Source organism: Roseomonas sp. E05 (genome assembly GCF_030063475.1).
Taxonomy (GTDB): domain Bacteria; phylum Pseudomonadota; class Alphaproteobacteria; order Acetobacterales; family Acetobacteraceae; genus Pseudoroseomonas.
On the sequence record NZ_JASIRT010000036.1, the window covers coordinates 1 to 22,016 of the forward strand.

A 22,016-nucleotide genomic window follows, 5' to 3' on the forward strand; every position below is an offset into this window, starting at 1 on the left:
TCGCGCAACGCATCCGGGTCCGCGCTCATCCAGGCCAGCCTCCAAAAGCCAGCCTTGAATCACGCCCCGCTCAGCAGCGGAATCCCTCAGATCAGGAAATCGTCACCACCGCCTAGAGCGTTTTCCGTTCGCTCTGGCTCACGGAAAATGCTCCAGGCTCCGAGCGCTGCTGCCCTTCTCGGACAGCAGTGCGAGCCCGCACATGCATGCGTTCCGACGAGCGGAAGGGGAGGGCAGCGATGTGCCCTATGCTCTTCCCACAAGAAGACTATGACAGTTTTGTGACGGATATCCATTAACGATACGGATTACTGGGAGAGAGGCTCTCGCTCAATTTCAGACAGGATTCTTATGCGCCAGGCACACTCCGCGGAAATCATCAACAGACACCGCAGTGTGCAGGGAAGACCTGAGCAGCCTTATCTCCGCGCTGGAATCGCGGCACTGCTCACGGTGGCAGTGCTGCTGGTCCTGGCCGTCTTCGAGAAGCAGATATCGGGCTCCTGGGGCTTCGCGGACCGGGCGCCGGTGATCGATGCCTCTTCGTTGGGACGCTCCATGCTGGCGCTGTTGCTTGCGGCGCTTTTCATTCTTCCCTTCCTGCGGAACGCTCCGGCGCGTGCGGTTCCGGCCTTGAGCGCGGCGCAGCAGCGGCCGGCCTGGGCCTCGCTTGCGCTGGCGGTCGGCTTCCTCGTGGTTTTCCTTGCCAGTCCCGAGTTGTTCAGCGCGCTGGCCCGTGAAGATCAGAGCGTGGAATGGAGTTCGGCAGTTGCGCTTCTGCTCGGCAGCGGCCTGCTGCTCTGGAGCTCGATGCGCTTCCTCAGGAGCCGCGGCGGCGTGCGCGGTTTCTCCGCCCCGCTCTGCTCAGCGGGTGCGCTGCTGCTGGCCGTCTGCCTCTTCGTGGTCGGCATGGAGGAAGTCTCCTGGATGCAGCGCGTGTTCGAGATCCAGACGCCGACGGTGCTGATCGAAGAGAACATGCAGAAGGAGCTGAACTTCCACAACCTGTTCACCAACGGCTTCGAGCTTCTGTACTATGGCGGGAGCTTCGTGTTCCTGATGCTGCTGCCCTTCCTGAAGGAAGTGGCGCCGGTGCCTGCGGTGCTGCGCGCCGTCGCGCCGCTCATCCCCGGCCGGGCCGTGCTGGCGGTCAGCGCGCCGATCGCCTCCTTCAACTACGACATGTGGCACCTTCTGCCGATCCAGATGGTGCTGATCCTGAGCCTCGTCATCGTCATCCGTGCCGCCATGACGGCGCCGGGACGGGGGGAGATGGCTCTCTTCGCCGTAGCGGCCCTGCTGCTCGTGCTGTCGCAGGTGCTCCTGATCGCCTTCGGCGACCGGCTGGTCCGCCTGTGGGACCCCACGGAGTACAAGGAGCTGTTCATCGGCCTGGGCTTCGCCTGCTATGGGGGCGAAGTGGCCTTCCGCGCCGCCAGGGGCGCGGTGTTCGCGCCGCGGCGCGCCCAGGCCTGACGGGAGGTGGGAGGCTGGCGGGCCTTGAGCCCGCCTGAAGCCTCCGGAAGTCGCGTGACGTGTCGCGAGGTCTTACTTCACCATGCCCGAGCGCGCGATGGGCGCGACGAACTGTGGCTCGGTGTCCCAGGGGAACAGGATCCAGGTGTCCTGGCTCACCTCGGTGATGAAGCTGTCCACCAGCGGCTTGCCGGCGGGCTTGGCATAGACGGTGGCGAAATGCGCCTTGGGCAGGATGCCGCGCACCACCTTGGCCGTCGTGCCGGTGTCCACCAGGTCGTCCAGCACCAGCCAGCCCTCGCCATCATCGGCGGCGACCGGGGGCTTGGCCACCACCGGGGTGCCCAGCTTCTCCTCGTCATAGGTGATGACGGAGACGCTTTCGATCAGCCGGCAATCCAGCTCGCGCGCCACGATGGCGGCGGGGATCAGCCCGCCGCGCGTGATGGCGACGATGCCCTTCCAGGGGCCCCGCTCGACCAGCCGCCAGGCGAGCGCCTTGCTGTCACGATGAAGCTGGTCCCAGCTGACGGTGTAGTAGCGCGGCGCCATTCTCAGAACATCCTGCCGCCATTCGGGACGGCGAAATCGGGGCGGATCAGGACCACGTCGCCATTGGCATCCGGCAGGCCCAGGGTCAGGACCTCGCTTTGGACACCGGCGATGCGGCGGGGCGGAAAGTTCACCACGCAGAGCACCTGCCGGCCGATCAGCTTGTCCGGCGGGTAGTGCACCGTGACCTGGGCGGAGGAGCGCTTGACGCCGATCTCCGGCCCGAGGTCGATCTCCAGCTTGAGCGCCGGCTTGCGGGCGCCTTCGAGCGGGCTGGCATCCAGGATCGTCCCGACGCGGATGTCGAGCCGGTGGAAATCGTCGATCGTGGCGGTGGTTTCCATCGGCTTCGGATAGCGCAGCCGCGCGGCGGGCGGAAGTGGGCGGATTGATGCCGGGGCCGGACCGTGCCAGCGTCGGCGGCAATTGACCGGATGGAGGATACCGCCCATGGCCGACGGCCTGCCCCATACGCCCCCGCTGCGCTGCGACGGGCTGCGCGCCCTGGTGACGGGTGCTTCACGCGGCATCGGCCGGGCCGCGGCGGTGGCGCTGGCCGAGGCGGGGGCGGAGGTGGTGCTGGCGGCCCGCGCCCTGCCGGAGATGGAGGCGACCATCGCTGCCCTCGGCCCCGGCGCCCGGGCGTGCGCCCGGGCGCTGGACGTGACCGACCGCGCCGCCGTGCGCCACCTGGCGGAAGGCGAGGGACCCTTCGACATCCTGGTCAACAACGCCGGAACCAATATCCGCGAGCCCTTTCTGGAGGTCCGCGACGACAGCTTCGACCGGCTGATCGACCTCAACCTGCGCGGCGCCTTCGCCGTGGCGCAGGCCGTGGCGGCCGGCATGGTGGCGGCCGGAAAGGGCGGCAGCATCATCAATCTGTCCTCGGTGAACGGGCATGTCGGCGGGCTGAACCGCAGCGTCTACACCGCCACCAAGCACGCCATCGAAGGGCTGACCAAGGCCATGTCGGCCGAGCTGGGGGCGCACGGTATCCGGGTCAACAGCCTCTGCCCCGGCTTCGTCGAGACCCCGCTGACCGAAGGGCTGCTCGCCAACGAGAAGTTCCGCGCCGCGCATCTGCGCCGCACGCCGCTCGGCCGGATCATGAAAGTGGAGGATGTGATGGGCGCCATCGTCTTCTTCGCCTCGCCCGCCTCCGCCATGATCAGCGGCTCCTCCTTGCTGATCGACGGCGGCTTCTGCACGCTGTGACCTCTTCACCCGGAAAGACTTTGATGCGCGACTTTCATATTCCCGGCCGCAGTGCGGTTCTCTCCACCCATGCGATGGCCGCGACCTCGATGCCGATCGCGACGCTGACGGCGCTCGACATCCTGCGCCAGGGCGGCAACGCCATGGATGCGGCCATCGCCGCCTGCGCCGTGCTGGCCGTGGTGGAGCCGCAGTCCACCGGCATCGGCGGCGACAACTTCTGCCTCTACGCCCCCGCCGGCACCGGCCAGGTGATCGCGATGAACGGCTCCGGCCGCGCCCCCGCCGGCGCCACGCCGGAGAAGCTGCGCGCCGACGGGCTGACCGCGATGGTCAACACCTCGGCCCATTCGGTGACCGTGCCCGGCGCCGTCTCCGCCTGGGAGAAGCTGAACAAGGCGCACGGCAAGCTCTCCCTGGCGCAGATCCTGGCACCGGCGGCGAAGATCGCCGAGGAAGGCCACCCCGTGCATGCCCGCGTGGCGCATGACTGGGAAGCCGGTACCGGCAAGCTCAGCAAGCACGAGGCCACGGCACGGCACTTCCTGAAGGGCGGCAAGCCCTACGGCATCGGCGACGTGTTCAAGCAGCCGGCGCTGGGCCGCACGCTGCGCGCCATCGGCGAGCGCGGCGCGAAGGCCTTCTACGAAGGCGAGATCGCGGCCGACATGGTGGCGACCCTGCGCGCCGCCGGCGGCACGCATACGGAGGCGGATTTCGCCGCCGGGCTGGATGGCGCCGAGTTCGTCACCCCGATTCAGACGAAGTGGCGCGGGCTCGACGTCTTCCAGTGCCCGCCGAACGGCTCGGGCCTGCTGGTGCTGCAGATGCTCGGCGTGCTCGGGGAATGCGAGACGCCGGAGCAGGGGCCGCTCTCGCCCGAGCGCCTGCACCGCCATGTCGAGGCGGCGCGCCTCGCCTATCGCGACCGCGACGCCTTCCTGGCCGACCCGTCCCAGGTGGATGTGCCGGTGGCGAAGCTGACCAGCCCGGATTACGCGAAGAAACTGCGCGCGCTGATCAGCGACGAGGTGGCGATGCGCGAGCTGCCGCCCGCCGGCCTGGCCGAGATCCTGCCGAAGCACAAGGACACCGTCTATCTCTGCGTGGTGGATGCGGACGGCAATGCCTGCTCCTTCATCAACTCGCTCTTCGAGGGCTTCGGCTCCGGCATCCTGGCGGAGAAGAGCGGCGTGATGCTGCACAACCGCGGCTTCGGCTTCCGCCTGCAGGAGGGCCACCCCAACTGCATCGCGCCGAACAAGCGGCCGATGCACACCATCATCCCGGGCATGGTGATGAAGGACGGCCGCGCCATCATGCCCTATGGCGTGATGGGCGGGCACTTCCAGCCGATGGGCCAGACGCTGTTCCTGACCAACCACTTCGAGTTCGGCATGGACGTCCAGGCGGCGCTCGATTTCCCGCGCCTCTTCCCCTATGGCGGCAAGGTGCAGATCGAGCGCGGCGTCCCGACCGATGTGATCGACCGCCTGAACCGCATGGGCCATGACTGCCAGATGATCGACAAGCCGCATGGCGGCGGCCAGGCCATCCTGATCGACCATGAGCGCGGCGTGCTGATCGGCGGCTCCGATCCGCGCAAGGATGGCTGCGCGCTGGGGTACTGAGGCCATGATCCGCGCCATCCAGGCCGACATCACCCGGCTGGACGTGGATGCCATCGTCAACGCCGCCAATGCGGCGCTGGCGCCGGGCGGCGGCGTGTGTGGCGCGATCCATGCGGCGGCGGGACCCGAACTGGCCGTCGCCTGCGCGCGGATCGGTGGCTGCCCGACCGGCGAGGCGCGGATCACCCCCGGCTTCCGCCTGAAGGCGCGCCACGTCATCCATGCCGTCGGGCCGGTCTGGCATGGCGGCGGGCAAGGGGAGGCGGGGCAGCTCGCCGGCTGCTACCGCGCCTCCCTGGCGCGGCTGCGCGAGGCGGGCGGCCATTCCATCGCCTTTCCCGCCATCTCCACCGGCATCTACGGCTACCCGCGCGGGGAGGCCACGCGGATCGCAGTGGCCACGGTGCGCGAGGATCTTGCCGCGAAGGGCGACCTCGACGTCACCTTCGCCTGTTTCGACTCCGCCATGCTGGCGCTCTACCAGAAGGAACTGGACGCGTGACCGAAGCCTGCGACCTCTCCGCCGTCGCCGCCCGCCGTTTGATCGGCCAGAAGAAGCTTTCCCCCGTCGAACTGCTGGATTCCTGCCTGAAGCGCATCGGCGAGGTGAACCATGCCGTCAACGCCATGGTGGCGCTGGATGAGGATCGGGCGCGTGGCGCGGCGAAGGCCGCCGAGGGCGCGGTGATGCGCGGCGACAAGCTCGGCCCGCTGCACGGCCTGCCGCTCGGCATCAAGGACCTGGACGACACCGCCGGGCTGGTCACCACCTTCGGCAGCCCGATCTTCAAGGACAACGTGCCCGCCAAGGACTCCACCATGGTGGCAGACCTGCGCGCGGCGGGCGGCATCGTGCTGGGCAAGACCAACACGCCGGAATTCGGCGCCGGCGCCAACACGCGCAATGCCGTCTATGGCGCCACGGGCAACCCCTTCGACCCGAGCAAGTCGGCCGCCGGCTCCTCCGGCGGCTCCGGCGTGGCGCTGGCGACCAGCATGGTGCCGCTGGCCAGCGGTTCCGACACCGGCGGCTCGCTGCGCAATCCGGCGGCCTTCAACGGCATCGTCGGCTTCCGCCCCAGCCCGGGCGTGGTGCCGCAGGAGCGGCGGCTGCTCGGCTGGTCCGGCCTGCCGGTGCTCGGCCCGATGGCGCGCAACATGGCCGACCTGGCGCTGCTCTTCTCCGCCATGGCGGCGGACCATGGCGTGGACCCGCTGGCCTATACCCTGCCGGGCAAGGACGTGCGGCGCGGCATGCCGCTGAATGAGGCGGTGGACCTCTCCGCCCTGCGCGTCGCCGCGACGCCGGATTTCGGCTTCGCGCCGACCGAGAATCATATCCGCGCCGTCTTCGCCGAGCGGGTGAAGGCGCTGGCGCCGCTCTTCGGCAGCGTCGAGGACACGCACCCGGACTGCACGGATGCCGACGAGGCCTTCGCCATCCTGCGCGCGCTGAACTTCCTGGCGGCGCATGAGGAGAAGGTGCGCCTCCGCCCGCAGGATGTCGGGCCGAATGTGCGCGCCAATGTCGAGGAAGGGCTGGGCTACAGCGCCAAGGACGTGGCACGCGCCTCGGTGATCCAGACGAAGATCTACCGCGCCTGGCAGAGCTTCTTCGCCGGCGGCGTGGACGTCATCATCGCCCCCGCCATCACCCTCTCGCCGCGCCCCTGGAGCGAACTCTACCCGGCCGAGATCGACGGCAAGCCCACCAAGAACTACTTCCACTGGCTGGCGCTGGCCTATGCGGTGACGCTGCCGGGCCACCCGGCGATCAGTCTGCCGCTGGGCGTGGACCATGCCGGCATGCCCTTCGGCCTGCAGATCGTCGGCCCGCGCGGCGGCGATGCGAAGGTGCTGGCGGTGGCGGCGGCCATCGAGGCGGTGGTGGAAGGCGATGCGACGCTCGCCCGCCCGGTGCCGGACCTCGCCAAGCTGCGCGCCGCGCGGCCGATCAGCGAGATGCCGGGCTTCCTCAGCTTCGACTGAGGGAAAAAGTCGGGGGGAAAGAATTCCCCCCAAGCCCCCCATCTTCTTTTTGTCAGTTTAAGCGCGACGCATGCCGCCAGCGCGGGAACTCGAGGAAAAAAGAAGGGGGGTTTTGGGGGGAATTCATTCCCCCCAACCTTCTGTCAATCCAGGCTGATTTTCGCCTGCTGCGCCACCTTGCCCCAGCGCTGCGTCTCGCTGGCGACGAAGGCGCCGAATTCCTGCGGCGTGCTGCCGACCGGCGTGATGCCGAGATCCTTGAACCGTGCCTGCACGTTCGGCTGGTTCAGCGCCGCGACGGCCTCCTTGTGCAGCAACTCGATGATCGGCTGCGGCACGCCGGCGGGGGCAAAGAGCCCGTGCCAGGAGAGGCTCTCGAAGCCCGGCACCGTCTCTGCCACGGTCGGGATGTCCGGCGCGGTCGGAACGCGCTGCAGCGAGGTCACGCCGAGGATGCGCAGCTTGTTGTCCCGTGCGAAGGGCCATGCGGAGGAGAAGTTGTCGAAGGCGATCGGCAGCTCGCCGGTCAGCAGCGCCGTCATCAGCTGGCCGCTGCCGCGATAGGGCACATGCTCCATCTGCGTGCCGGTGAGCTGCGAGAACAGTGCGCCGGCGAGATGCACCGAGGTGCCGACGCCGGAGGAGCCGAAGTTGTACTCGCCGGGCTTGGCACGCAGCAGCGCGACCAGCTCCGATACGTTCTTCGCCGGGAAGTCCTCCGTCACCGCCAGCGCGTTGGGCTGCGCGGCAAGCTGCGTGATCGGCGCAAAGTCCTTCAGGTTGTTGTAGGGGATCTTCGGATAGATCGCCGGATTGATGGCATGGCTGCTGATGGTGCCGAGGCAGATGGTATAGCCATCCGGGGTCGCGCGGGCGCAGGTCTCGCTGCCGACATTGCCGCCGGCGCCGGGCCGGTTCTCCACCACGATCGGCTGGCCGAGCGCCTTGCTCATCTCGGTGCCGACGAGCCGCGCGATGGTGTCCGAGGTGCCGGCGCTGAAGGGCACGATCAGCCGGATCGGCTGCGTCGGATAGCCGGCCTGCTGGGCCAAGGCCGGGACGGAGGCCAGCGCGAAGGCGCAGGCGGCCGCCAGCTTGGGAATGATCTTCATGGTTGATCCGCTCCTCCGGGCACGCCGTCATTGCAGCGCGGCCGCGATTCATCGTTCCGGCCGGGCACCTGCCTGGCCGGGTAGACCTGCCCGGAGGGCACCCGACATGCGGATGCCCTCCGCGCCGCTAATCGGTGCGAGCGGTGTGGAGACGCCGGAGCGGCGTTCCGGTCAGCGCCCGTTCTGCTTGCGCCAGGCGGCGAACTCTTCGAGGTTCCGCTCGTCCGTGGCGGGGTAGAGGCCACGGATGGTGCGACCCTCGCGCACCTTCTCGGTGACGAAGTCCTCGTAGGCCGTCATCTCCGTCGCCTCGTCGGCGATCTCGTCCGCCAGATGCGCGGGAATGATGATGACGCCGTCATTGTCGCCCACCACCACGTCGCCGGGGAAAACCGGCGCGTCGCCGCAGCCGATCGGCACGTTGATGTCGATCGCCTGGTGCAGCGTCAGGTTGGTCGGCGCCGAGGGGCGGGAGTGGTAGGCCGGCATGTCGAGCGTGGCGATCTCGGCCGAATCCCGGAAGCCGCCATCGGTGACGACGCCCGCGACCCCGCGCTTCATCAGCCGCGTCACCAGGATGCCGCCGGCCGAGGCCGCGCGGGCATCCTTGCGGCTGTCCATCACCATCACCGCGCCGGGCGGGCACTCCTCCACCGCCTTGCGCTGCGGGTGGTCGGGGTTGCGGAAGACGGTGAGCTGGTTCAGGTCCTCGCGCGCCGGCATGTAGCGCAGCGTGAAGGCCTCGCCCACCATGCTTTCCTCGCGCGGCGAGAGCGGCTTCACGTCCTGGATGAACTGGCTGCGGAAACCACGCTTGTAGAGCGCGGTGGCCAGCGTGGCCGTGCTGACCTTCTTCAGCTTGTCCCGCGTCTCGGGCTTCAGCTTGCTCATCGGATTCCGTGCTCCTGCGCGATCAATGAATGACCGGCTCGCCCACCGGGGGGCCGAATTCGGTCTTCAGGAAGTCGAAGTCGCAGCCCTCGTTGGCCTGCTGGATGTGCTTGAGGAACATGTGGCCGTAGCCGCGGCCGTAGCGCGCCGGCGGCTCCTTCCACTCGGCGCGGCGCTGCGCCAGCTCCTCCTCGGAGACGCGCATGTTGATCGTGCGCGCATCGACGTCGAGCTCGACGATGTCGCCGGTGCGCAGCAGCGCCAGCGGGCCGCCGATATAGGATTCGGGCGCGACATGCAGCACGCAGGCGCCGTAGGAGGTGCCGCTCATGCGCGCGTCGGAGATGCGCAGCATGTCGCGGTGGCCTTCCTTCAGCAGCTTCTTCGGCATCGGCAGCATGCCCCATTCCGGCATGCCCGGGCCGCCCTGCGGGCCGGCATTGCGCAGCACCATCACCGTGTCGGGCGTGAAGGGGTAGTTCTCGTCGTCCACCGCCTTCTTCATGGCGTCGTAGTCGTCGAACACCACGGCGGGGCCGGAATGCCTGAGGAAGCGCTGGTCCATGGCGGCCGGCTTGATGACGCAGCCATCCGGCGCCAGGTTGCCCTTCAGCACCGCCAGCGAGCCCTCGCCATAGATCGGGTTGCTGGTGGTGCGGATGACGTCGTCGTTGAAGACCTTGGCGCCCTCGATGTTCTCGCCCAGCGTGCGGCCGGTGACGGTGAGGCAGTCCAGGTGCAGGTGCTCGCGGATCTGGTTCATCAGCGCCTTGATGCCGCCGGCGTAGAAGAAGTCCTCCATCAGGTAGGCGTTGCCGGAGGGGCGCACGTTGCCGATCACCGGCACCTTGCGGCTGAAGCGCTCGAAATCCTCCAGCCCGATGTCGCAGTTGGCGCGCCGCGCCATGGCGATCAGGTGGATGATGGCGTTGGTCGAGCAGCCCATCGCCATGGCGACGGCGATGGCGTTCTCGAAGGCCTCGCGCGTCTGGATCCGCTGCGGCGTCAGGTCTTCCCAGACCATGTCCACGATGCGCCGCCCGGATTCCGAGGCGAGACGGATATGCCCCGCATCGGCGGCCGGCACTGAGGAGCCGCCCGGCAGCACCAGCCCGACCGCCTCGGCGATCGCCGTCATGGTGCTGGCCGTGCCCATGGTCATGCAGGTGCCGTAGGAACGGGCGATGCCACCCTCCACGCCCAGCCAGTCCTGGTCGGTGATCTTGCCGGCGCGCAGCTCGTCCCAGTACTTCCAGGAATCCGAGCCGGAGCCGAGGATCTTGCCCTGCCAGTTGCCGCGCAGCATGGGGCCGGCGGGCAGGTAGATGGCCGGGATGTTCATGCTGGTGGCGCCGAGCAGCAGGCCGGGCGTGGTCTTGTCGCAGCCGCCCATCAGCACCGCGCCGTCCACGGGATGGGAGCGCAGCAGCTCCTCCGTCTCCATGGCGAGCATGTTGCGGTACATCATGGTCGTCGGCTTGACGAAGCTCTCGGAGACCGAGATCGCCGGCAACTCCACCGGGAAGCCGCCCGCCATCAGGATGCCGCGCTTCACGTCATCCACGCGCTGCTTGAAATGCGCGTGGCAGGGCTGCAGGTCGGACCAGGTGTTGATGATCGCGATGACCGGCTTGCCCGTCCATTCCTCGGGCGAATAGCCCATCTGCATGGCGCGCGAGCGGTGGCCGAAGCTGCGCAGGTCGGCCGGGCCGAACCAGCGGCGGCTGCGGAGATCCTCGACCTTCTTGACGTGGGGCAGGGGAGACTTGGACATGGGGCCGGAACTCCGTCTCAGACCGGATCGATCGGGGCGCGGCCGGACAGGACCGCGGCGATGTTGTCGAGGGCACGCATCCCCATGGCGTCGCGCGTTTCCCGCGTGGCGCTGGCGACATGCGGGGTGAGGAAGACGTTCGGCAGCGCCGCGAAGCGCGTGTCGTAGTCCGGCTCCTTGCGGAACACGTCGAGCCCGGCGGCGAAGAGGTGGCCGGACTTCAGCGCGCCGAGCAGCGCCTCCTCGTCCACCACCGAGCCGCGCGCGGTGTTGACGAAGACGGCGCCCTTGGGCAGCAGGGCGAAGCGCGCCGCCGTCATCAGCGTGCCGGTCTCCGCGCCGCCCGGCAGGTGCAGCGAGAGGATCTGGCAGCGCGGCAGCATGGCGTCGAGGTCGGGGCAGAACTCGGCGTCCTGCTCCAGTTCCGGCGGCAGGCGGTTGCGGTTGTTGTAGAGGATGCGCATGCCGAAGCCGCGCGCCCGCTGCGCCATGGCGCGGCCGATGCGGCCCATGCCGACGATGCCCAGCACCTTGTTGCTGGGCTGGATGCCCAGCATGTCCGGCAGGCCGAGCGGCTTGCGCCAGCCCTCGCGCATCAGCGCGTCGTATTCATGCGCGCGGCGGCAGGCAGCCAGCAGCAGCATGAAGGCGAGGTCGGCGGTGCAGTCGGTCAGCACGTCCGGCGTGTTGGTCACCAGGATGCCGCGCGCCTTCGCCGCCGCGGCGTCCATGTGGTCGTAGCCGACGCTGGAATTCGCGATCAGCCGCACATGGTCGGGCAGGCGGGCGATGGCGGCGGCGTCCAGCTTCACCGTGCCGCCGATCAGCAGGGCATCGGCGCGATGCGCAATGGCGGCGGCGATGGCCTCTTCCGCGTTCATATCCGCCTTGGCCAGCAGCGCATCGAACTCGCGGCGCGCACGCTCCGTCGCGGCCGGGGTCAGCCGGCGGCAGACGACAATGCGGGGCAGGGCAGGTGTCATGCGCGGTCTCCAGAGCCTCGGCGGCATTGGGCCAGGTGGAGACCTGCCGGGCGGGACAGGGGCATGTTTCCTCCTCGGCCGGTGTTCCATGGGCCGTTGCCAACGGCATAAAGAAGATCGGCTTGTCTGACAAGGTACCGATATTTCGGATTTCGGACCTTTGCGCTAGGCTCCCCGCATCATGTCCAAGCTCTCCACCGCCGCTGCGCCGCTGCAACCCTTCGAGCGCCGTCCTTCCGCGGGGGAGTTCGCCTATGGCAGCCTGCGCGAGGCCATCCTGAGCCTTGCCTTGCCCCCGGGAACGCCGCTCTCCCGCACCGCGCTGGCCGCCCGCCTGGGCCTCAGCCAGACGCCGGTCCGGGAGGCACTCATGCGCCTGCAGGCCGAGGGGCTGGTGGAGGTGGTGCCGAGCGCCTCCACCCATGTCGTGCGCATCAACCTGGCCTCGGCGCGTGAGGCGCTGTTCCTGCGCCGCGCGATCGAGCGCGAGATGGTGCAGCAGCTGGCGGAGGCGCCGCCGGCCGGGTTGGCCGAGCGCCTCCGCGCGCATCTGGCCGCGCAGCAGGAGCTGCTGGAGCGCGGCGACCATGCGGGCTTCTCGGCGGCGGACGATGCCTTTCACGCCATGCTCTACGACGCAGCCGGCATTGGCGGGCTCTGGGAGATGGTGCAGCGCCGCAGCGGCCATCTGGCCCGGCTGCGCCGGCTGCACCTGCCTGTGCCTGGCAAGGCGCGCACGGTGCTGCAGGAGCACGGTGCGCTGGCCGAGACCATCCTGGCCGGCGACTCCGTGGCAGCGGAGATGGTGCTGCGCCGGCATCTCTCCGACACCTTCGGGCGGCTGGACGAGATCCGCGCCGCGCATCCCGGCTACTTCGCCGCGGGCTGATCCGTGCGAGGAGTCTGTTGCAAACGCGGCGCATTCTCTCCAAGGCGCTGATAAACAACGACATTCCTGTGGACCCCCCTTGCCCTGGAGGCCCATCGAGGCGACAAGGCGGGCAGGAGAACCGCAGACATGAAGCGCCTCGAGGACCTGACCGAAGCCGAGATCCTGGCTCTGGCCATCGCCAGCGAGGAGGAGGATTCGCGCATCTACGGCCATTTCGCCCTGCGGCTGCGCGGCAGCTATCCTGCCTCCGCCGCGGTGTTCGACGCCATGGCCAGCGAGGAGCAGGAGCACCGCGATCGGCTGCTGACGCTCTACGAGAGCAAGTTCGGCTCCGAGCTGCCCTACATCACGCGCGAGGACGTGCGCGGCTTCCTCAGGCGCCGCCCGGTCTGGCTGATGGAGGACCTGCGCATCGAGACGGTGCGCGCCCAGGCGGAGTTGATGGAGCGGCAGGCCGCCAACTTCTACACCGCCGCCGCCGCCCGCAGCCACGACACCGAGGTGCGGCGCCTGCTCGGAGATCTCGCCGCCACCGAGCGCCACCACGAGGAGCGCGCCGGCGAGCTGGAGGCCGCCTACCTCACCGAATCCGCCCGCAGCGCGGAGGATACGGAATCGCGCCGCCTGCTGCTGCTGCAGATCGTGCAGCCCGGGCTCGCCGGGCTGATCGACGGCTCCGTCTCGACCCTGGCGCCCATCTTCGCCGCCGCCTTCGCCACCCAGAGCTCCGGCGACGCCCTGCTGGTCGGCCTCGCCGCCTCGGTCGGCGCCGGCATCAGCATGGGACTGACCGAGGCGCTTTCCGACGACGGCGCCATCACCGGGCGCGGCCATCCCTGGGTGCGCGGCGCCGCCTGCGGGCTGATGACGGCGCTCGGCGGCCTCGGCCACACGCTGCCCTACCTGATCCGCGACTTCTGGCTGGCCACTGCCGTGGCGGGGATCGTCGTGGCCCTCGAACTCTTCGCCATCGCCTGGATCCGCTGGCGCTACATGGAGACGCCCTTCACCTCCGCGATCGTGCAGGTGGTGCTGGGCGGCGTGCTGGTGCTGCTCGCCGGCATCTTCATCGGGAGCGCATAGCCGCCTCCTCCGGCGCGGCCACGGCCAGAAGCTGGCCGCCCTGCATCCGCAGCGTCCGGTCGTGGTGCTTCACCACGGCGGGGCGGTGGGCGATGGAAAGGATGGCGGTCTCCGGCAATTCCTGCCGCAGCAAGGTATAAAGGCGGTCCTCCGCCTCGGGGTCGAGGCTGGCGGTGGCCTCGTCCAGGAACAGCCAGCGCGGCTTCAGCAGCAGGGCGCGGGCGAGCGCCACGCGCTGCTGCTCGCCGCCGGAGAGGCGCCGCTCCCAGGGCTCCGCCTCGCCGAGCCGCGGCAGCAGGGCGCCCAGCCCCGCCTTCTCCAGTGCCGCGGCGATGCTCTCCTCGCTGAAGGCCGAGGGATCGCGCGGATACGCCACCACCTGGCGCAGCGTGCCGAGCGGCAGGTAGGGCCGCTGCGGCAGGAACAGCGCCTCCCCGGCGGGGATGGCGATGCGTCCGCTGCCGAAGGGCCAGATGCCGGAGAGCGCGCGGAACAGGGTGGACTTGCCGCTGCCCGAGGCGCCGGTGATCACCACCGCCTCGCCCGGCTCCAGGGTGAGTGCGGCGCCGTGCGTCAGCGCGCGGCCGTCGGGCAGGCGGATGGTCAGCGCCTCGGCCCGCAGCGCGGCCCCGTCGCTCGTCACCCGGTCCGGGCCGTCGCCGGCGGCGAGCTGGGCCGCCTTCAGCGCGCGCTGGAAGCCGGCCAGACGCTCCACCGTGGCGCCCCATTCGGTCAGGCGGGCGTAGTTGCTGACCACCCAGGAGAGCGCGCCCTGCACCTCGCCGAAGGCGGAGGAGGTCTGGATCAGCCCGCCGAGCTGGATGCGCCCGGCGAAGAAGGCCGGCGCCGCGACGACGATCGGGAAGATCACCGCCACCTGCCCGTAGCCCGAGGTGAAGAAGGTGAGCTGCTTGGTGGCGCGCATGATGCCCCACCAGTTCTGGATCACGGCGCCGAAGCGGTGCAGCAGGTTACGCTGCTCCTGCGCCTCGCCGCCATGCAGCGCGACGCCTTCCATGTTCTCGCGGAAGCGCACCAGGGCGTAGCGGAAATCCGCCTCCACCCGCTGCTGCAGGAAGTTCAGCCCGATCAGCTTGCGGCCGATCAGATGCGCCAGCCAGGTGCCCAGCACCGAATAGATCAGCGCCGCCCAGACCATGTAGCCGGGGATGGAGAGGCCGAGGATCACCATCGGCCCCGAGAGGCCCCACAGCACCACCACGAAGGAAACCAGCGTCACCACGGCGTTCATCAGCCCCAGGCCCAGGCTCAGCGTGTCGTCCACGAAGAGCCGCATGTCGTCGGCGATGCGTTGGTCCGGGTTGTCGGTGCCCTGGTCGGTGAGGGCGATGCGGTAATAGGCGCGCTTCTCCAGCCAGCCGGAAAGGAAGCGCTCGGTCAGCCAGCGGCGCCAGCGGATCTGCAGCGCCTGCTGCAGGTAGAGCGCATAGACGCCGACCAGGATGTACACGGCGGCCACCAGGGTGAAACCCGGCATGAAGAAGCCGCCCTCGGTGGTCTGTCCCCAGAGGATGAGGCCGGTGAAGGCGCCGAAGTCCTTGGCCTCCAGCGCGTTGTAGAAGGCGCGCTGCCAGTAGGTGAGCAGCACGCCCATGCCCACCAGGGCAAGGTTCAGCAGGATGACGACGGCGAGCAGGCCACGCGCGCGCCAACGCTCTTCGCTGCCCCAGTAGGGGCGGGCGAGCGCCCAGGCGTCACGCAGGAAAGCGGGAATGCGACGCATGGAAGGAGGATGTCCTTGCCGGAAGGGAAGCAGGGTCGCGCGGACGCCTTGGGGCGGCCTGCCGTGTCGTCAGCCGCTCAGACGAGGCGCAGTTCGGCCTCCAGCGCCGCCAGCCAGCCCGCCAGGCGCCGGCCGTTCACGCCGAGGTCGGACCAGCCGAACAGGCTGCGCGAGTACAGCACGAGGGCTGCGCCGGCCGGGTCGGGCGAGACCTGGGCCACGAGGATGTCCGGGAAGTTGGCCCAGCGCGTGCGCTCCACCCATTGCGCCTGGCCGCGCTCCGGCCATTCCGCCAGCAGGGTGCAGCGCGGGCGGGCCGCGGCGACGCGCCGCAGCGCCGCCATCAGCGCGGTCGGGGAAGCGCGATAGGGCTCCACCCACCGGTGCGCCGGCAGCGAACTGCCCGGCGGCGCCGCCAGCGCCGTGTTGGGCGAGGGCGGCAGGCGGAAGGCGGCATCGAATGCCATGGGCTGCGGCAGCGGCAGCCCATGCGCGCCGCGGCCGAGCAGTGCCCGGAAGGGAGCGCTGTGTCTCATGCGGCGGGGGCGCGCAGCCGGATCACGCCACGCACCTCCTCCGGCGGCACCGGCTTGCCCTTGCGCAGCACCTCCAGCCGGCCCTCGCGCTGCAGGGCAAGGGCGGCCTCGCGCACCGTGCCGAGCAGGCTGCGCCAGTGCTCCTCCGGCGCCAGGGCCTGCGCCACCTCGCTCGGGGCGATCGACCTGCCGGGCGGGCAGGCCGACGTCTGGCGGAGGATTTCGGCGCTCAGCACCTCGGGCGAGGGGCGTTGGAAGGAAGGGCTCATGCGAAGTCCTGAACTCGGGAAGGCTGTCAGCGCGGGGTGGCGCGCAGTCGGGTGAAGCTGATGAGGGCGGCGCAGGCGGCAATGGCGCCGGCCACCAGCAGGGCCGTGTCCGCACCGCCGGCGCCCATGAGGCGAAGGCACAATGCTGCCAGCGCCGCGCCGGTGGTCTGGCCCAGCAGGCGGGCGGTGGAGAGCATGCCGCTGGCGCCGCCGCTGCGCTCGCGCGGGGCGGAGGAGAGAATGGTGCGGTTGTTCGGCGTCTGAAAGAGGCCGAAGCCGAGGCCGCAGAGCGCCATCCGCCAGCCGATGTCGAGGGCGCTCGGCGCCTCGGGCAGCAGCGAGAGAAGGCAAAGGCCGGTGGCCATCAGGCCGAGGCCGACACCGCCGAGCAGGCCCGCCGGCAGCCGGTCCGAGGCGCGTCCGGCGAGCGGCGAGACCACGATCAGCACCAGGGGCCAGGGCATCATCAGCAGCCCGGTTTCCACCTGTGTGCGGCCGAGATCGTGCTGCAGGAAGAAGGGCAGCGCGACGAAGGTGAGCATCTGCGCCGAGAAGGAACAGACCGAGGTGGCGATGGAGAGGGCGAAGATCGGGATGCGCAGCAGGTCCACCGGCAGCAGCGGGGCAGTGCGCCCGGCCTGCCGCCGCACCAGCAGGAAGCCGGCGAGCACCCCGCCGGCCGCCAGCGGACCCGCCACCAGCAGCGATTCGCCGCGGGCGAACTGCTCCAGGCCCGTCATCAGCAGGCCGAAGGTGGCGGCGCTGAACAGGGCGCTCGCCACGTCGAAGCGGCGGCGCGCGCGCGGCGTGGCGGGCAGGTAGCGCAGCGCCAGCACCAGCGCGGCGAGGCCGATCGGGATGTTGATGGCGAAGATCCAGGGCCAGTGCGCCACGCTCAGCACGGCGGCGGCAACGCCTGGTCCGAGCACCGAGGAACTGGCCACCACCAGGGCGTTGATGCCCATGCCGCGGCCGAGCATCCGGTGCGGATAGATGAAGCGGACCAGCGCGGTGTTGACGCTCATCAGCCCGGCGGCGCCGAGCCCCTGCGCGACGCGGGCCAGGGTGAGGCCGGTGAGGGAGTCGGCCATCGCGCAGAAGAAGGAGGCGACCACGAAGAGGACCAGGCCGGCGCGGTAGATCCGCTCATAACCGAGCTTCTCGCCCAGGGAGGCCAGCGGCAGCAGCGAGACGATGACGGCGATCTGGTAGGCATTGACGACCAGGATGACGTCGGATGCCGAGACGCGCAGATCGGCGGCGATGGCCGGAAGTGCGACATTGGCGATGGAACTGTCGATCACCGCCAGGGCGATGGCGACGGCGATGGCCAGTATCGCGCCCCGGCGCTGGGGCTGGGGCAGGCCGTCCCTATCCTGTTGCTGCATCCGGCGGCGCATCCTCCGATTGTGGCAGGGTTCCGACCTTGCGCCCGGTCCGGCCGGGGCGCCAGAGGGGGCTGCCGCAGGAAGGGGGTGCGGAAAACGCGGGGCCGGCGGCGCGCAACTCAGGAAAAGGCGCGTTCGATCAGGGGGCCGGGCGGCGGATTGCTGGCGATCTCGCGGATGATCTTGCGGCGCACCGCGCCCTCGAAGGACTGGAACCCCTCGGCCACCATCAGGAAGGCGCCGGGGCCGCCGATCACCTCGTTGCGGTAGTATTCGTCGAGCGGCTGCTGCAGCGGCACGAACTGGCTGGGCGTCGGCGCGCGGTCGACCACCACCAGACCGTTGACCACGATGCCCTGTGCCAGCGCCTCGGCCCGCGCCTGCGCCAGCGGGCGGCCCGAATTGTTCACGCCGTCGCCGGAGACGTCCACCACCCGGCGCGTCCCCTCATAGCCCTGGCCGAACAGCCGCGCGGCGTAGTCGATGGCGCCGGAGATGGAGGTGTAGAGATGCGTCTCCCGCGGCGCGGCGTCGAGCCGGTCGGCGAAGCGGGCGGCGCTGGCCGGGCCGTCGATGCGCGTCCAGGGCACCAGGAGGTCCTGGATGTTCCAGTCGGACCAGGTGAAGAAGCTGACGGCAATGGCGCCCAGCGGGCCACTCTGGATGCCCTCGGCCAGCCGGCTGTCCCGGAAGGCGGCGGCATAGCCGCGGAATTGCAGCTCCTGCTCCTCGGGATCGACGGAGCGGCTGACATCCACGGCCAGCACGAGTTCCACGTCCACCGGCTCATTCCCGGCCGTCCGCCCGGGGCGGCTGGCCAGGAGAGCGGGCGCGGCCAGCAGTCCTGCCGAGGCATTGCGGAGAAGTTCACGTCGTCGCATCGGAGCCCTCGCTCGCTGGGCCATGCTCTGGTGTTTCCTGGCCCCACCATATGGCGAGGTTTTTGTGCGCTGCAACAAAAGCCTTTTCGAGTTGGTGCCTCGCCTCTGCGGGTGAGGGCGCAACCCCGCAGGGAGGCTCGCTTTACCGAACAGAACAGATCGAAAGAGGTTCAGATGCTGCCTGTCGGCACCCCCTCCATTCCGCAGGGTCCGCCCTTCCGGGCGCAGATCCCGATTCCTCCGGGCGAGCCGCCGGGGCCACCGCCGATGCCGCCGGAGGAGGAGCCGCCGGGGCCGGACATCCCCGAACCGCCCATCGACGAGCCGCCCGACCCGGACGAGCCGCCGCCCGGCGGGCCGGGAATCCCCCCGATCGGCGATCCGCCGGGCACGCCGCCGCGGCGGATGCGGCGCGCGGCTCAGTAGCCGAGCGCGCCCCAGAGCGGGCAGCGGCGCGCGGCGGCCAGATCGCCGCGCAGCCGGCTTCCCTCTGGCTCCAGGGAGAGCACCTGGCCACCCTCCGGCTCAAAGCGTGGCCAGGTCGGCAGGCCCGGCGCACCCGGCGCCTCGCCATGCGCGAAGCCTCCCCAGGCGCGCTGCATCCGGTCGGACAGCACCCGCTGCGACGGTGTAAATCCGGCGGGGTCGGCGAGGATCCAGGGTGCCTGGAAGACATAGGCCACCTCCCCGGCATGGTAGGCCCCGAGCGGCGGCAGGAAAGGCAGGGGAGGAAGGCGCGAGACCGCCTCCCGGTCGGCGAACTCGTAGGCATGAACCGGAACATGGGCGGCCAGCATCCGGTTCAGCCGCAGCGCAGGGCAGGTGAAGAGGCCATCCGTCACCAGCGCCGCGAAGCGCTGCGGAATAGGTGTGTCCTCGCCATAGGCCGGCAGCACGGCGGGGGCTTGCGCGCCCAGCAGGCGCGAGACCTGCGCCCGGTAGCTCTTCTCCGAATAGAGTTCGCCGATCAGCCGGAGGAGCAGGCTGAACAGGCGCCCCTCGTCACGATTGGTGCCGTTCAGCACGGGAACCCGGTGGAAGCGGCCGGTGGCGAAAGCCTCCTGCGGAGCGAGCGGCAGGACAGCGTCGCCGGTCACCGGGCTCCAGCTGCGTGGCCCGACCGGGCCGGTGGTGCGGGCCGGCGTTCCCGCCAGCCTGCGGGCCGGGAGGCGGCGCAGGCAGGCTGTCGCCGTCTCCGGATCGCCGCAGCCCAGCGAGGCGGCCAGTTCGAGCCCCGCCGCATCGGCCTCGGCCACCGGCGCCGCGGAGGTGGGCAGGGTGCAGATGCCGCTTTGCAGGATGGCGCGCTGGAACAGCCCGGCGGCGCCGGGCGCGGCGAGCTGGAAGCAGGCGCTCCAGCTCCCCGCCGACTCCCCGAACAGGGTGACGTTCGCCGGGTCGCCGCCGAAGCCCGCAATGTTGTCGCGCGCCCAGCGCAGCGCCGCCTGCTGGTCCAGCAGGCCGAGATTGGCCGCGCCGCCCGCCTCGGCACGCAATGCGGGATGCGAGAGGAAGCCGAGCGTGCCGAGCCGGTAGTTCGGCACGACGACGATGACGCCCTGCGCCTGCGCCAGGCGGCTCGGATCATATTGGCGGTTGCTGCCGAGCACGAGGGTGCCGCCATAGAGCCACACCATCACCGGAAGCCGGGCGCCGGGCCGGGCTTCGGCGGGCGCATAGACGTTCAGGTTGAGGCAGTCCTCCTCGCCCTTGATCCACCAGGTCGAGTGGTCCCCCAGCACATAGTCGATCCCGAAGTTCTGCAGACAGGTGTTGCCCAGCCGCGTTGCATCCCGCGGCGCCTGCCAGGGCGCGGGAGGCTGGGGCGGCCTCCAGCGCAGCGCGCCGGTGGGCGGGGCGGCGAAGGGGATGCCGAGGAAGGCCTGCCCCCCGGGCGCCGCGACGCCCCGCACCGGGCCCAGGGTGGTCGCGATCTCGACCGGGCGCGCCTCGGGCGCCTCCGTCAGGTACGTGACGGCGCCCGGCTGCATGTCGCAGGCGGCGAGCAGGAGAGCGAGCGCGGCGGCGGCCGCCCTCCACGCCGCCGGCCATGCCCGCCGATGGCGGCGCTGAATGCAGAAGGGGCGCCTTGCGGCGCCCCCTCCCATATCCGGCCGGCGAGCCGTGCCGCTCAGCGCAGCACGATTTCGACGCGGCGGTTCTGCGGCTCACGCACGCCGTCGGCCGTCGGCACCAGCGGGCGGCTCTCGCCGAAGGCCTGCACGGTGATCTCCGAGCGGCTCACGCCCAGGCGGACCAGCTCGGCGGCGACCGCATCGGCGCGGCGCTGGGACAGGCGCTGGTTGTACTGCGGCGTACCGGCACGGTCGGCGTGGCCGGCCACCTCGATGCGGGTGGTCTGCACGCGGCCGGCGTTCTGGGCGGCCTCGGCGATGATCTGGCGGGCACGGTCCGTCAGGTCGGCGCGGTCGAAGTCGAAGAACACCAGGTAGGTGCGGGCCGGAGCCGGCGCGGCGGCCGGGGCGGGCGCGACAACCGGCGCCGGGGCCGGCGGCTGCGGCTGGTTGAAGGCGTAGCGGATACCGATCAGGGCGGAGTGGTTGTTGCCCTGGTCCACCTCGAACTTGCCCGGCGTCACGGCGCCGGCAGCGTTCGTCACCGTGCCCTCGAACTTGCTCTGCAGCACGCCGGTGTAGCGGTATTCGGCGGTGATGGAGAGGCCGGGGACGGCGGTGATCGGGAAGGACACGCCGGCGATGCCCTGCCAGGCGAACTGGCCGTTGCCATCGTCGATGTAGACGTAGTCACCCGTGTCGAGGTGGCGGCCCTTGGCGTTCAGGTTGCTCCACATGTAGCCCACGCCGCCGCCGACATACGGCACGAAGTAGACCGGCATGTTCGGGAACCACTGCGGCAGCTGGAAGTCATAGAACAGGTTGGCCATCACGCCATACTGCTGCAGCGCGCCGTTGATGTTGCCGAAGCCAACGCCGGCCCCTGGCCCCTGGAAGCCGCCCAGGCGGTCAACGTCGTTATAGCGGTAGTTGCCCTCGATCTCGGTCCGGAAGCCGTTGCCGAAGCCATAGCCCAGCGAGAGGACGCCCACGCCACCTTCTTCGAAGCCGAGCTTGCCCTGCGCGTTGCGGCCCTGGCTGGTGAAGTAGTCGGCGGCGCCGCCCTGGGAGGTCAGGCCGCGCGCGTCGGAGTGGTTCCAGCCTGCCCCGGCGCCGAGATAAAGGCCGTTCACGGCGTCAGGGGCAGCCGTCGGCATCCAGCTCATGGGGGAGTACCACGGGGAGTTCTGCGCATAGGCAGCACCCGGCGCGGCGAGGATCGTAGCGGCGAGAAGATAGCGACGAAGCGACATCTGCGTGTTCCTTAGCAACCCATTTTTGGTCGGGCACGAGCACAACATGGGTCTTTACACCCTGGTTTCGGCGCCGCCCGAGGCTCGCGCGGCGCTGTGGCAGATCGGCCACAATCCGCAATCCAGGTTCATGCAGCGGCAGAAATTTTCACAGTAATTGATTGTTTCTAAAAAAAACTTTCTGTTTGTGCGACGCGGAAACTGGCTCCGTCACCCGCCGGGTTTGTTGCGGCGAATCAACCCACAAGAAGAAAAAATGTCATTTTCCG

Annotated in this window: 21 protein-coding genes; 8 read left to right on the forward strand and 13 right to left on the reverse strand. The window is 70.0% G+C overall.

From position 1 onward, the window contains the following. The first annotated feature begins 453 nt into the window (after positions 1–453). Positions 454–1,476, forward strand: a complete 1,023-nt coding sequence (locus tag QMO56_RS22835; RefSeq protein WP_283529558.1) for a hypothetical protein — start codon at positions 454–456, stop codon at positions 1,474–1,476. A 72-nt stretch (positions 1,477–1,548) separates the two neighbouring features. Here the strand turns inward: QMO56_RS22835 and gpt are convergent, their stop codons facing one another. Both gpt and QMO56_RS22845 read right to left on the reverse strand, forming a co-directional pair. Then, positions 1,549–2,028: a xanthine phosphoribosyltransferase gene (gene gpt, locus QMO56_RS22840; RefSeq protein WP_283529559.1), complete on the reverse strand. Its 480-nt coding sequence runs from the start codon at positions 2,026–2,028 to the stop codon at positions 1,549–1,551. A 2-nt stretch (positions 2,029–2,030) separates the two neighbouring features. Further along, the gene (locus QMO56_RS22845; RefSeq protein WP_283529560.1) at positions 2,031–2,372 is read right to left on the reverse strand and encodes a tRNA-binding protein; all 342 of its coding nucleotides are present in this window, start codon (positions 2,370–2,372) and stop codon (positions 2,031–2,033) included. A gap of 106 nt (positions 2,373–2,478) precedes the next feature. On the opposite strand from QMO56_RS22845, the gene QMO56_RS22850 reads away from it, so the two are divergent. The 4 genes from QMO56_RS22850 to QMO56_RS22865 are packed head-to-tail and all read left to right on the forward strand — an operon-like array spanning position 2,479 to position 6,866. Next, positions 2,479–3,246 (forward strand): SDR family NAD(P)-dependent oxidoreductase, encoded by a 768-nt coding sequence (locus tag QMO56_RS22850; protein WP_283529561.1) that lies wholly within the window; start codon positions 2,479–2,481, stop codon positions 3,244–3,246. A gap of 23 nt (positions 3,247–3,269) precedes the next feature. After that, complete coding sequence (ggt, locus tag QMO56_RS22855) at positions 3,270–4,877, forward strand: gamma-glutamyltransferase (RefSeq protein ID WP_283529562.1); 1,608 nt, start codon at positions 3,270–3,272, stop codon at positions 4,875–4,877. Positions 4,878–4,881: 4 nt separating this feature from the next. Further along, a complete protein-coding gene (locus tag QMO56_RS22860; protein WP_283529563.1) occupies positions 4,882–5,379 on the forward strand; it encodes an O-acetyl-ADP-ribose deacetylase in 498 nt (165 codons plus the stop codon). After that, a complete protein-coding gene (locus QMO56_RS22865) occupies positions 5,376–6,866 on the forward strand; it encodes an amidase (RefSeq protein ID WP_283529564.1) in 1,491 nt (496 codons plus the stop codon). Before QMO56_RS22860 ends, QMO56_RS22865 begins: the two co-directional genes overlap by 4 nt. 143 nt (positions 6,867–7,009) lie before the next feature. On the opposite strand, the gene QMO56_RS22870 is transcribed toward QMO56_RS22865, so the two are convergent. The 4 genes from QMO56_RS22870 to QMO56_RS22885 form a co-directional block, all read right to left on the reverse strand. Then, positions 7,010–7,978, reverse strand: coding sequence for a tripartite tricarboxylate transporter substrate binding protein (locus QMO56_RS22870; protein WP_283529565.1), 969 nt, complete (start codon positions 7,976–7,978; stop codon positions 7,010–7,012). Between the two features lie 171 nt (positions 7,979–8,149). After that, positions 8,150–8,869, reverse strand: coding sequence for a ribonuclease activity regulator RraA (locus QMO56_RS22875; RefSeq protein WP_283529566.1), 720 nt, complete (start codon positions 8,867–8,869; stop codon positions 8,150–8,152). Between the two features lie 22 nt (positions 8,870–8,891). Then, entirely contained in the window at positions 8,892–10,643 is a 1,752-nt protein-coding gene (gene araD / locus QMO56_RS22880; protein ID WP_283529567.1) for an L-arabinonate dehydratase, read from the reverse strand. Between the two features lie 17 nt (positions 10,644–10,660). After that, complete coding sequence (locus tag QMO56_RS22885) at positions 10,661–11,626, reverse strand: D-glycerate dehydrogenase (protein ID WP_283529568.1); 966 nt, start codon at positions 11,624–11,626, stop codon at positions 10,661–10,663. Positions 11,627–11,807: 181 nt separating this feature from the next. Between QMO56_RS22885 and QMO56_RS22890 the strand changes: the two genes are divergently transcribed. After that, complete coding sequence (locus tag QMO56_RS22890) at positions 11,808–12,515, forward strand: GntR family transcriptional regulator (RefSeq protein WP_283529569.1); 708 nt, start codon at positions 11,808–11,810, stop codon at positions 12,513–12,515. A gap of 129 nt (positions 12,516–12,644) precedes the next feature. Continuing rightward, the gene (gene mbfA, locus QMO56_RS22895) at positions 12,645–13,601 is read left to right on the forward strand and encodes an iron exporter MbfA (RefSeq protein ID WP_283529570.1); all 957 of its coding nucleotides are present in this window, start codon (positions 12,645–12,647) and stop codon (positions 13,599–13,601) included. Here mbfA and QMO56_RS22900 read toward each other — a convergent pair. The 5 genes from QMO56_RS22900 to QMO56_RS22920 form a co-directional block, all read right to left on the reverse strand. Beyond that, positions 13,585–15,345 carry an ABC transporter ATP-binding protein/permease gene (locus tag QMO56_RS22900; protein ID WP_283529571.1) on the reverse strand — a complete coding sequence of 587 codons (1,761 nt, stop codon included), beginning with the start codon at positions 15,343–15,345 and terminating at the stop codon, positions 13,585–13,587. The genes mbfA and QMO56_RS22900 overlap by 17 nt on opposite strands. Before the next feature lie 77 nt (positions 15,346–15,422). Continuing rightward, positions 15,423–15,881 carry a DUF1499 domain-containing protein gene (locus QMO56_RS22905; protein ID WP_283529572.1) on the reverse strand — a complete coding sequence of 153 codons (459 nt, stop codon included), beginning with the start codon at positions 15,879–15,881 and terminating at the stop codon, positions 15,423–15,425. Further along, positions 15,878–16,150 (reverse strand): DUF3253 domain-containing protein, encoded by a 273-nt coding sequence (locus QMO56_RS22910; protein WP_283529573.1) that lies wholly within the window; start codon positions 16,148–16,150, stop codon positions 15,878–15,880. The genes QMO56_RS22905 and QMO56_RS22910 overlap by 4 nt, the downstream gene beginning before the upstream one ends. A gap of 26 nt (positions 16,151–16,176) precedes the next feature. Continuing rightward, positions 16,177–17,538, reverse strand: a complete 1,362-nt coding sequence (locus QMO56_RS22915) for an MFS transporter (protein WP_283529574.1) — start codon at positions 17,536–17,538, stop codon at positions 16,177–16,179. A 119-nt stretch (positions 17,539–17,657) separates the two neighbouring features. Continuing rightward, a complete protein-coding gene (locus QMO56_RS22920; protein WP_283529575.1) occupies positions 17,658–18,419 on the reverse strand; it encodes a DUF1194 domain-containing protein in 762 nt (253 codons plus the stop codon). A gap of 174 nt (positions 18,420–18,593) precedes the next feature. On the opposite strand from QMO56_RS22920, the gene QMO56_RS22925 reads away from it, so the two are divergent. Further along, on the forward strand, positions 18,594–18,845 hold the full coding sequence (locus QMO56_RS22925; protein WP_283529577.1) for a hypothetical protein: 252 nt from the start codon (positions 18,594–18,596) through the stop codon (positions 18,843–18,845). Here the strand turns inward: QMO56_RS22925 and QMO56_RS22930 are convergent. After that, positions 18,839–20,410, reverse strand: a complete 1,572-nt coding sequence (locus QMO56_RS22930) for a carboxylesterase/lipase family protein (protein WP_283529578.1) — start codon at positions 20,408–20,410, stop codon at positions 18,839–18,841. The genes QMO56_RS22925 and QMO56_RS22930 overlap by 7 nt on opposite strands. Positions 20,411–20,550: 140 nt before the next feature. After that, on the reverse strand, positions 20,551–21,747 hold the full coding sequence (locus tag QMO56_RS22935; protein WP_283529579.1) for an OmpA family protein: 1,197 nt from the start codon (positions 21,745–21,747) through the stop codon (positions 20,551–20,553). Positions 21,748–22,016 lie beyond the last annotated feature (269 nt).

Excerpts from the sequence above, each read along its gene's own strand:
- QMO56_RS22900 (WP_283529571.1), bottom strand. The coding sequence starts at position 15,345 with ATGCGTCGCATTCCCGCTTTCCTGCGTGACGCCTGGGCGCTCGCCCGC.
- QMO56_RS22885 (WP_283529568.1), bottom strand. The coding sequence starts at position 11,626 with ATGACACCTGCCCTGCCCCGCATTGTCGTCTGCCGCCGGCTGACCCCG.
- QMO56_RS22930 (WP_283529578.1), bottom strand. The coding sequence starts at position 20,410 with ATGCAGCCGGGCGCCGTCACGTACCTGACGGAGGCGCCCGAGGCGCGC.
- QMO56_RS22935 (WP_283529579.1), bottom strand. The coding sequence starts at position 21,747 with ATGTCGCTTCGTCGCTATCTTCTCGCCGCTACGATCCTCGCCGCGCCG.
- QMO56_RS22870 (WP_283529565.1), bottom strand. The coding sequence starts at position 7,978 with ATGAAGATCATTCCCAAGCTGGCGGCCGCCTGCGCCTTCGCGCTGGCC.
- QMO56_RS22875 (WP_283529566.1), bottom strand. The coding sequence starts at position 8,869 with ATGAGCAAGCTGAAGCCCGAGACGCGGGACAAGCTGAAGAAGGTCAGC.
- QMO56_RS22905 (WP_283529572.1), bottom strand. The coding sequence starts at position 15,881 with ATGAGACACAGCGCTCCCTTCCGGGCACTGCTCGGCCGCGGCGCGCAT.
- ggt (WP_283529562.1), top strand. The coding sequence starts at position 3,270 with ATGCGCGACTTTCATATTCCCGGCCGCAGTGCGGTTCTCTCCACCCAT.
- araD (WP_283529567.1), bottom strand. The coding sequence starts at position 10,643 with ATGTCCAAGTCTCCCCTGCCCCACGTCAAGAAGGTCGAGGATCTCCGC.
- mbfA (WP_283529570.1), top strand. The coding sequence starts at position 12,645 with ATGAAGCGCCTCGAGGACCTGACCGAAGCCGAGATCCTGGCTCTGGCC.
- QMO56_RS22850 (WP_283529561.1), top strand. The coding sequence starts at position 2,479 with ATGGCCGACGGCCTGCCCCATACGCCCCCGCTGCGCTGCGACGGGCTG.
- QMO56_RS22845 (WP_283529560.1), bottom strand. The coding sequence starts at position 2,372 with ATGGAAACCACCGCCACGATCGACGATTTCCACCGGCTCGACATCCGC.
- QMO56_RS22860 (WP_283529563.1), top strand. The coding sequence starts at position 4,882 with ATGATCCGCGCCATCCAGGCCGACATCACCCGGCTGGACGTGGATGCC.
- QMO56_RS22925 (WP_283529577.1), top strand. The coding sequence starts at position 18,594 with ATGCTGCCTGTCGGCACCCCCTCCATTCCGCAGGGTCCGCCCTTCCGG.
- QMO56_RS22910 (WP_283529573.1), bottom strand. The coding sequence starts at position 16,150 with ATGAGCCCTTCCTTCCAACGCCCCTCGCCCGAGGTGCTGAGCGCCGAA.
- QMO56_RS22920 (WP_283529575.1), bottom strand. The coding sequence starts at position 18,419 with ATGCGACGACGTGAACTTCTCCGCAATGCCTCGGCAGGACTGCTGGCC.
- QMO56_RS22890 (WP_283529569.1), top strand. The coding sequence starts at position 11,808 with ATGTCCAAGCTCTCCACCGCCGCTGCGCCGCTGCAACCCTTCGAGCGC.
- QMO56_RS22915 (WP_283529574.1), bottom strand. The coding sequence starts at position 17,538 with ATGCAGCAACAGGATAGGGACGGCCTGCCCCAGCCCCAGCGCCGGGGC.
- gpt (WP_283529559.1), bottom strand. The coding sequence starts at position 2,028 with ATGGCGCCGCGCTACTACACCGTCAGCTGGGACCAGCTTCATCGTGAC.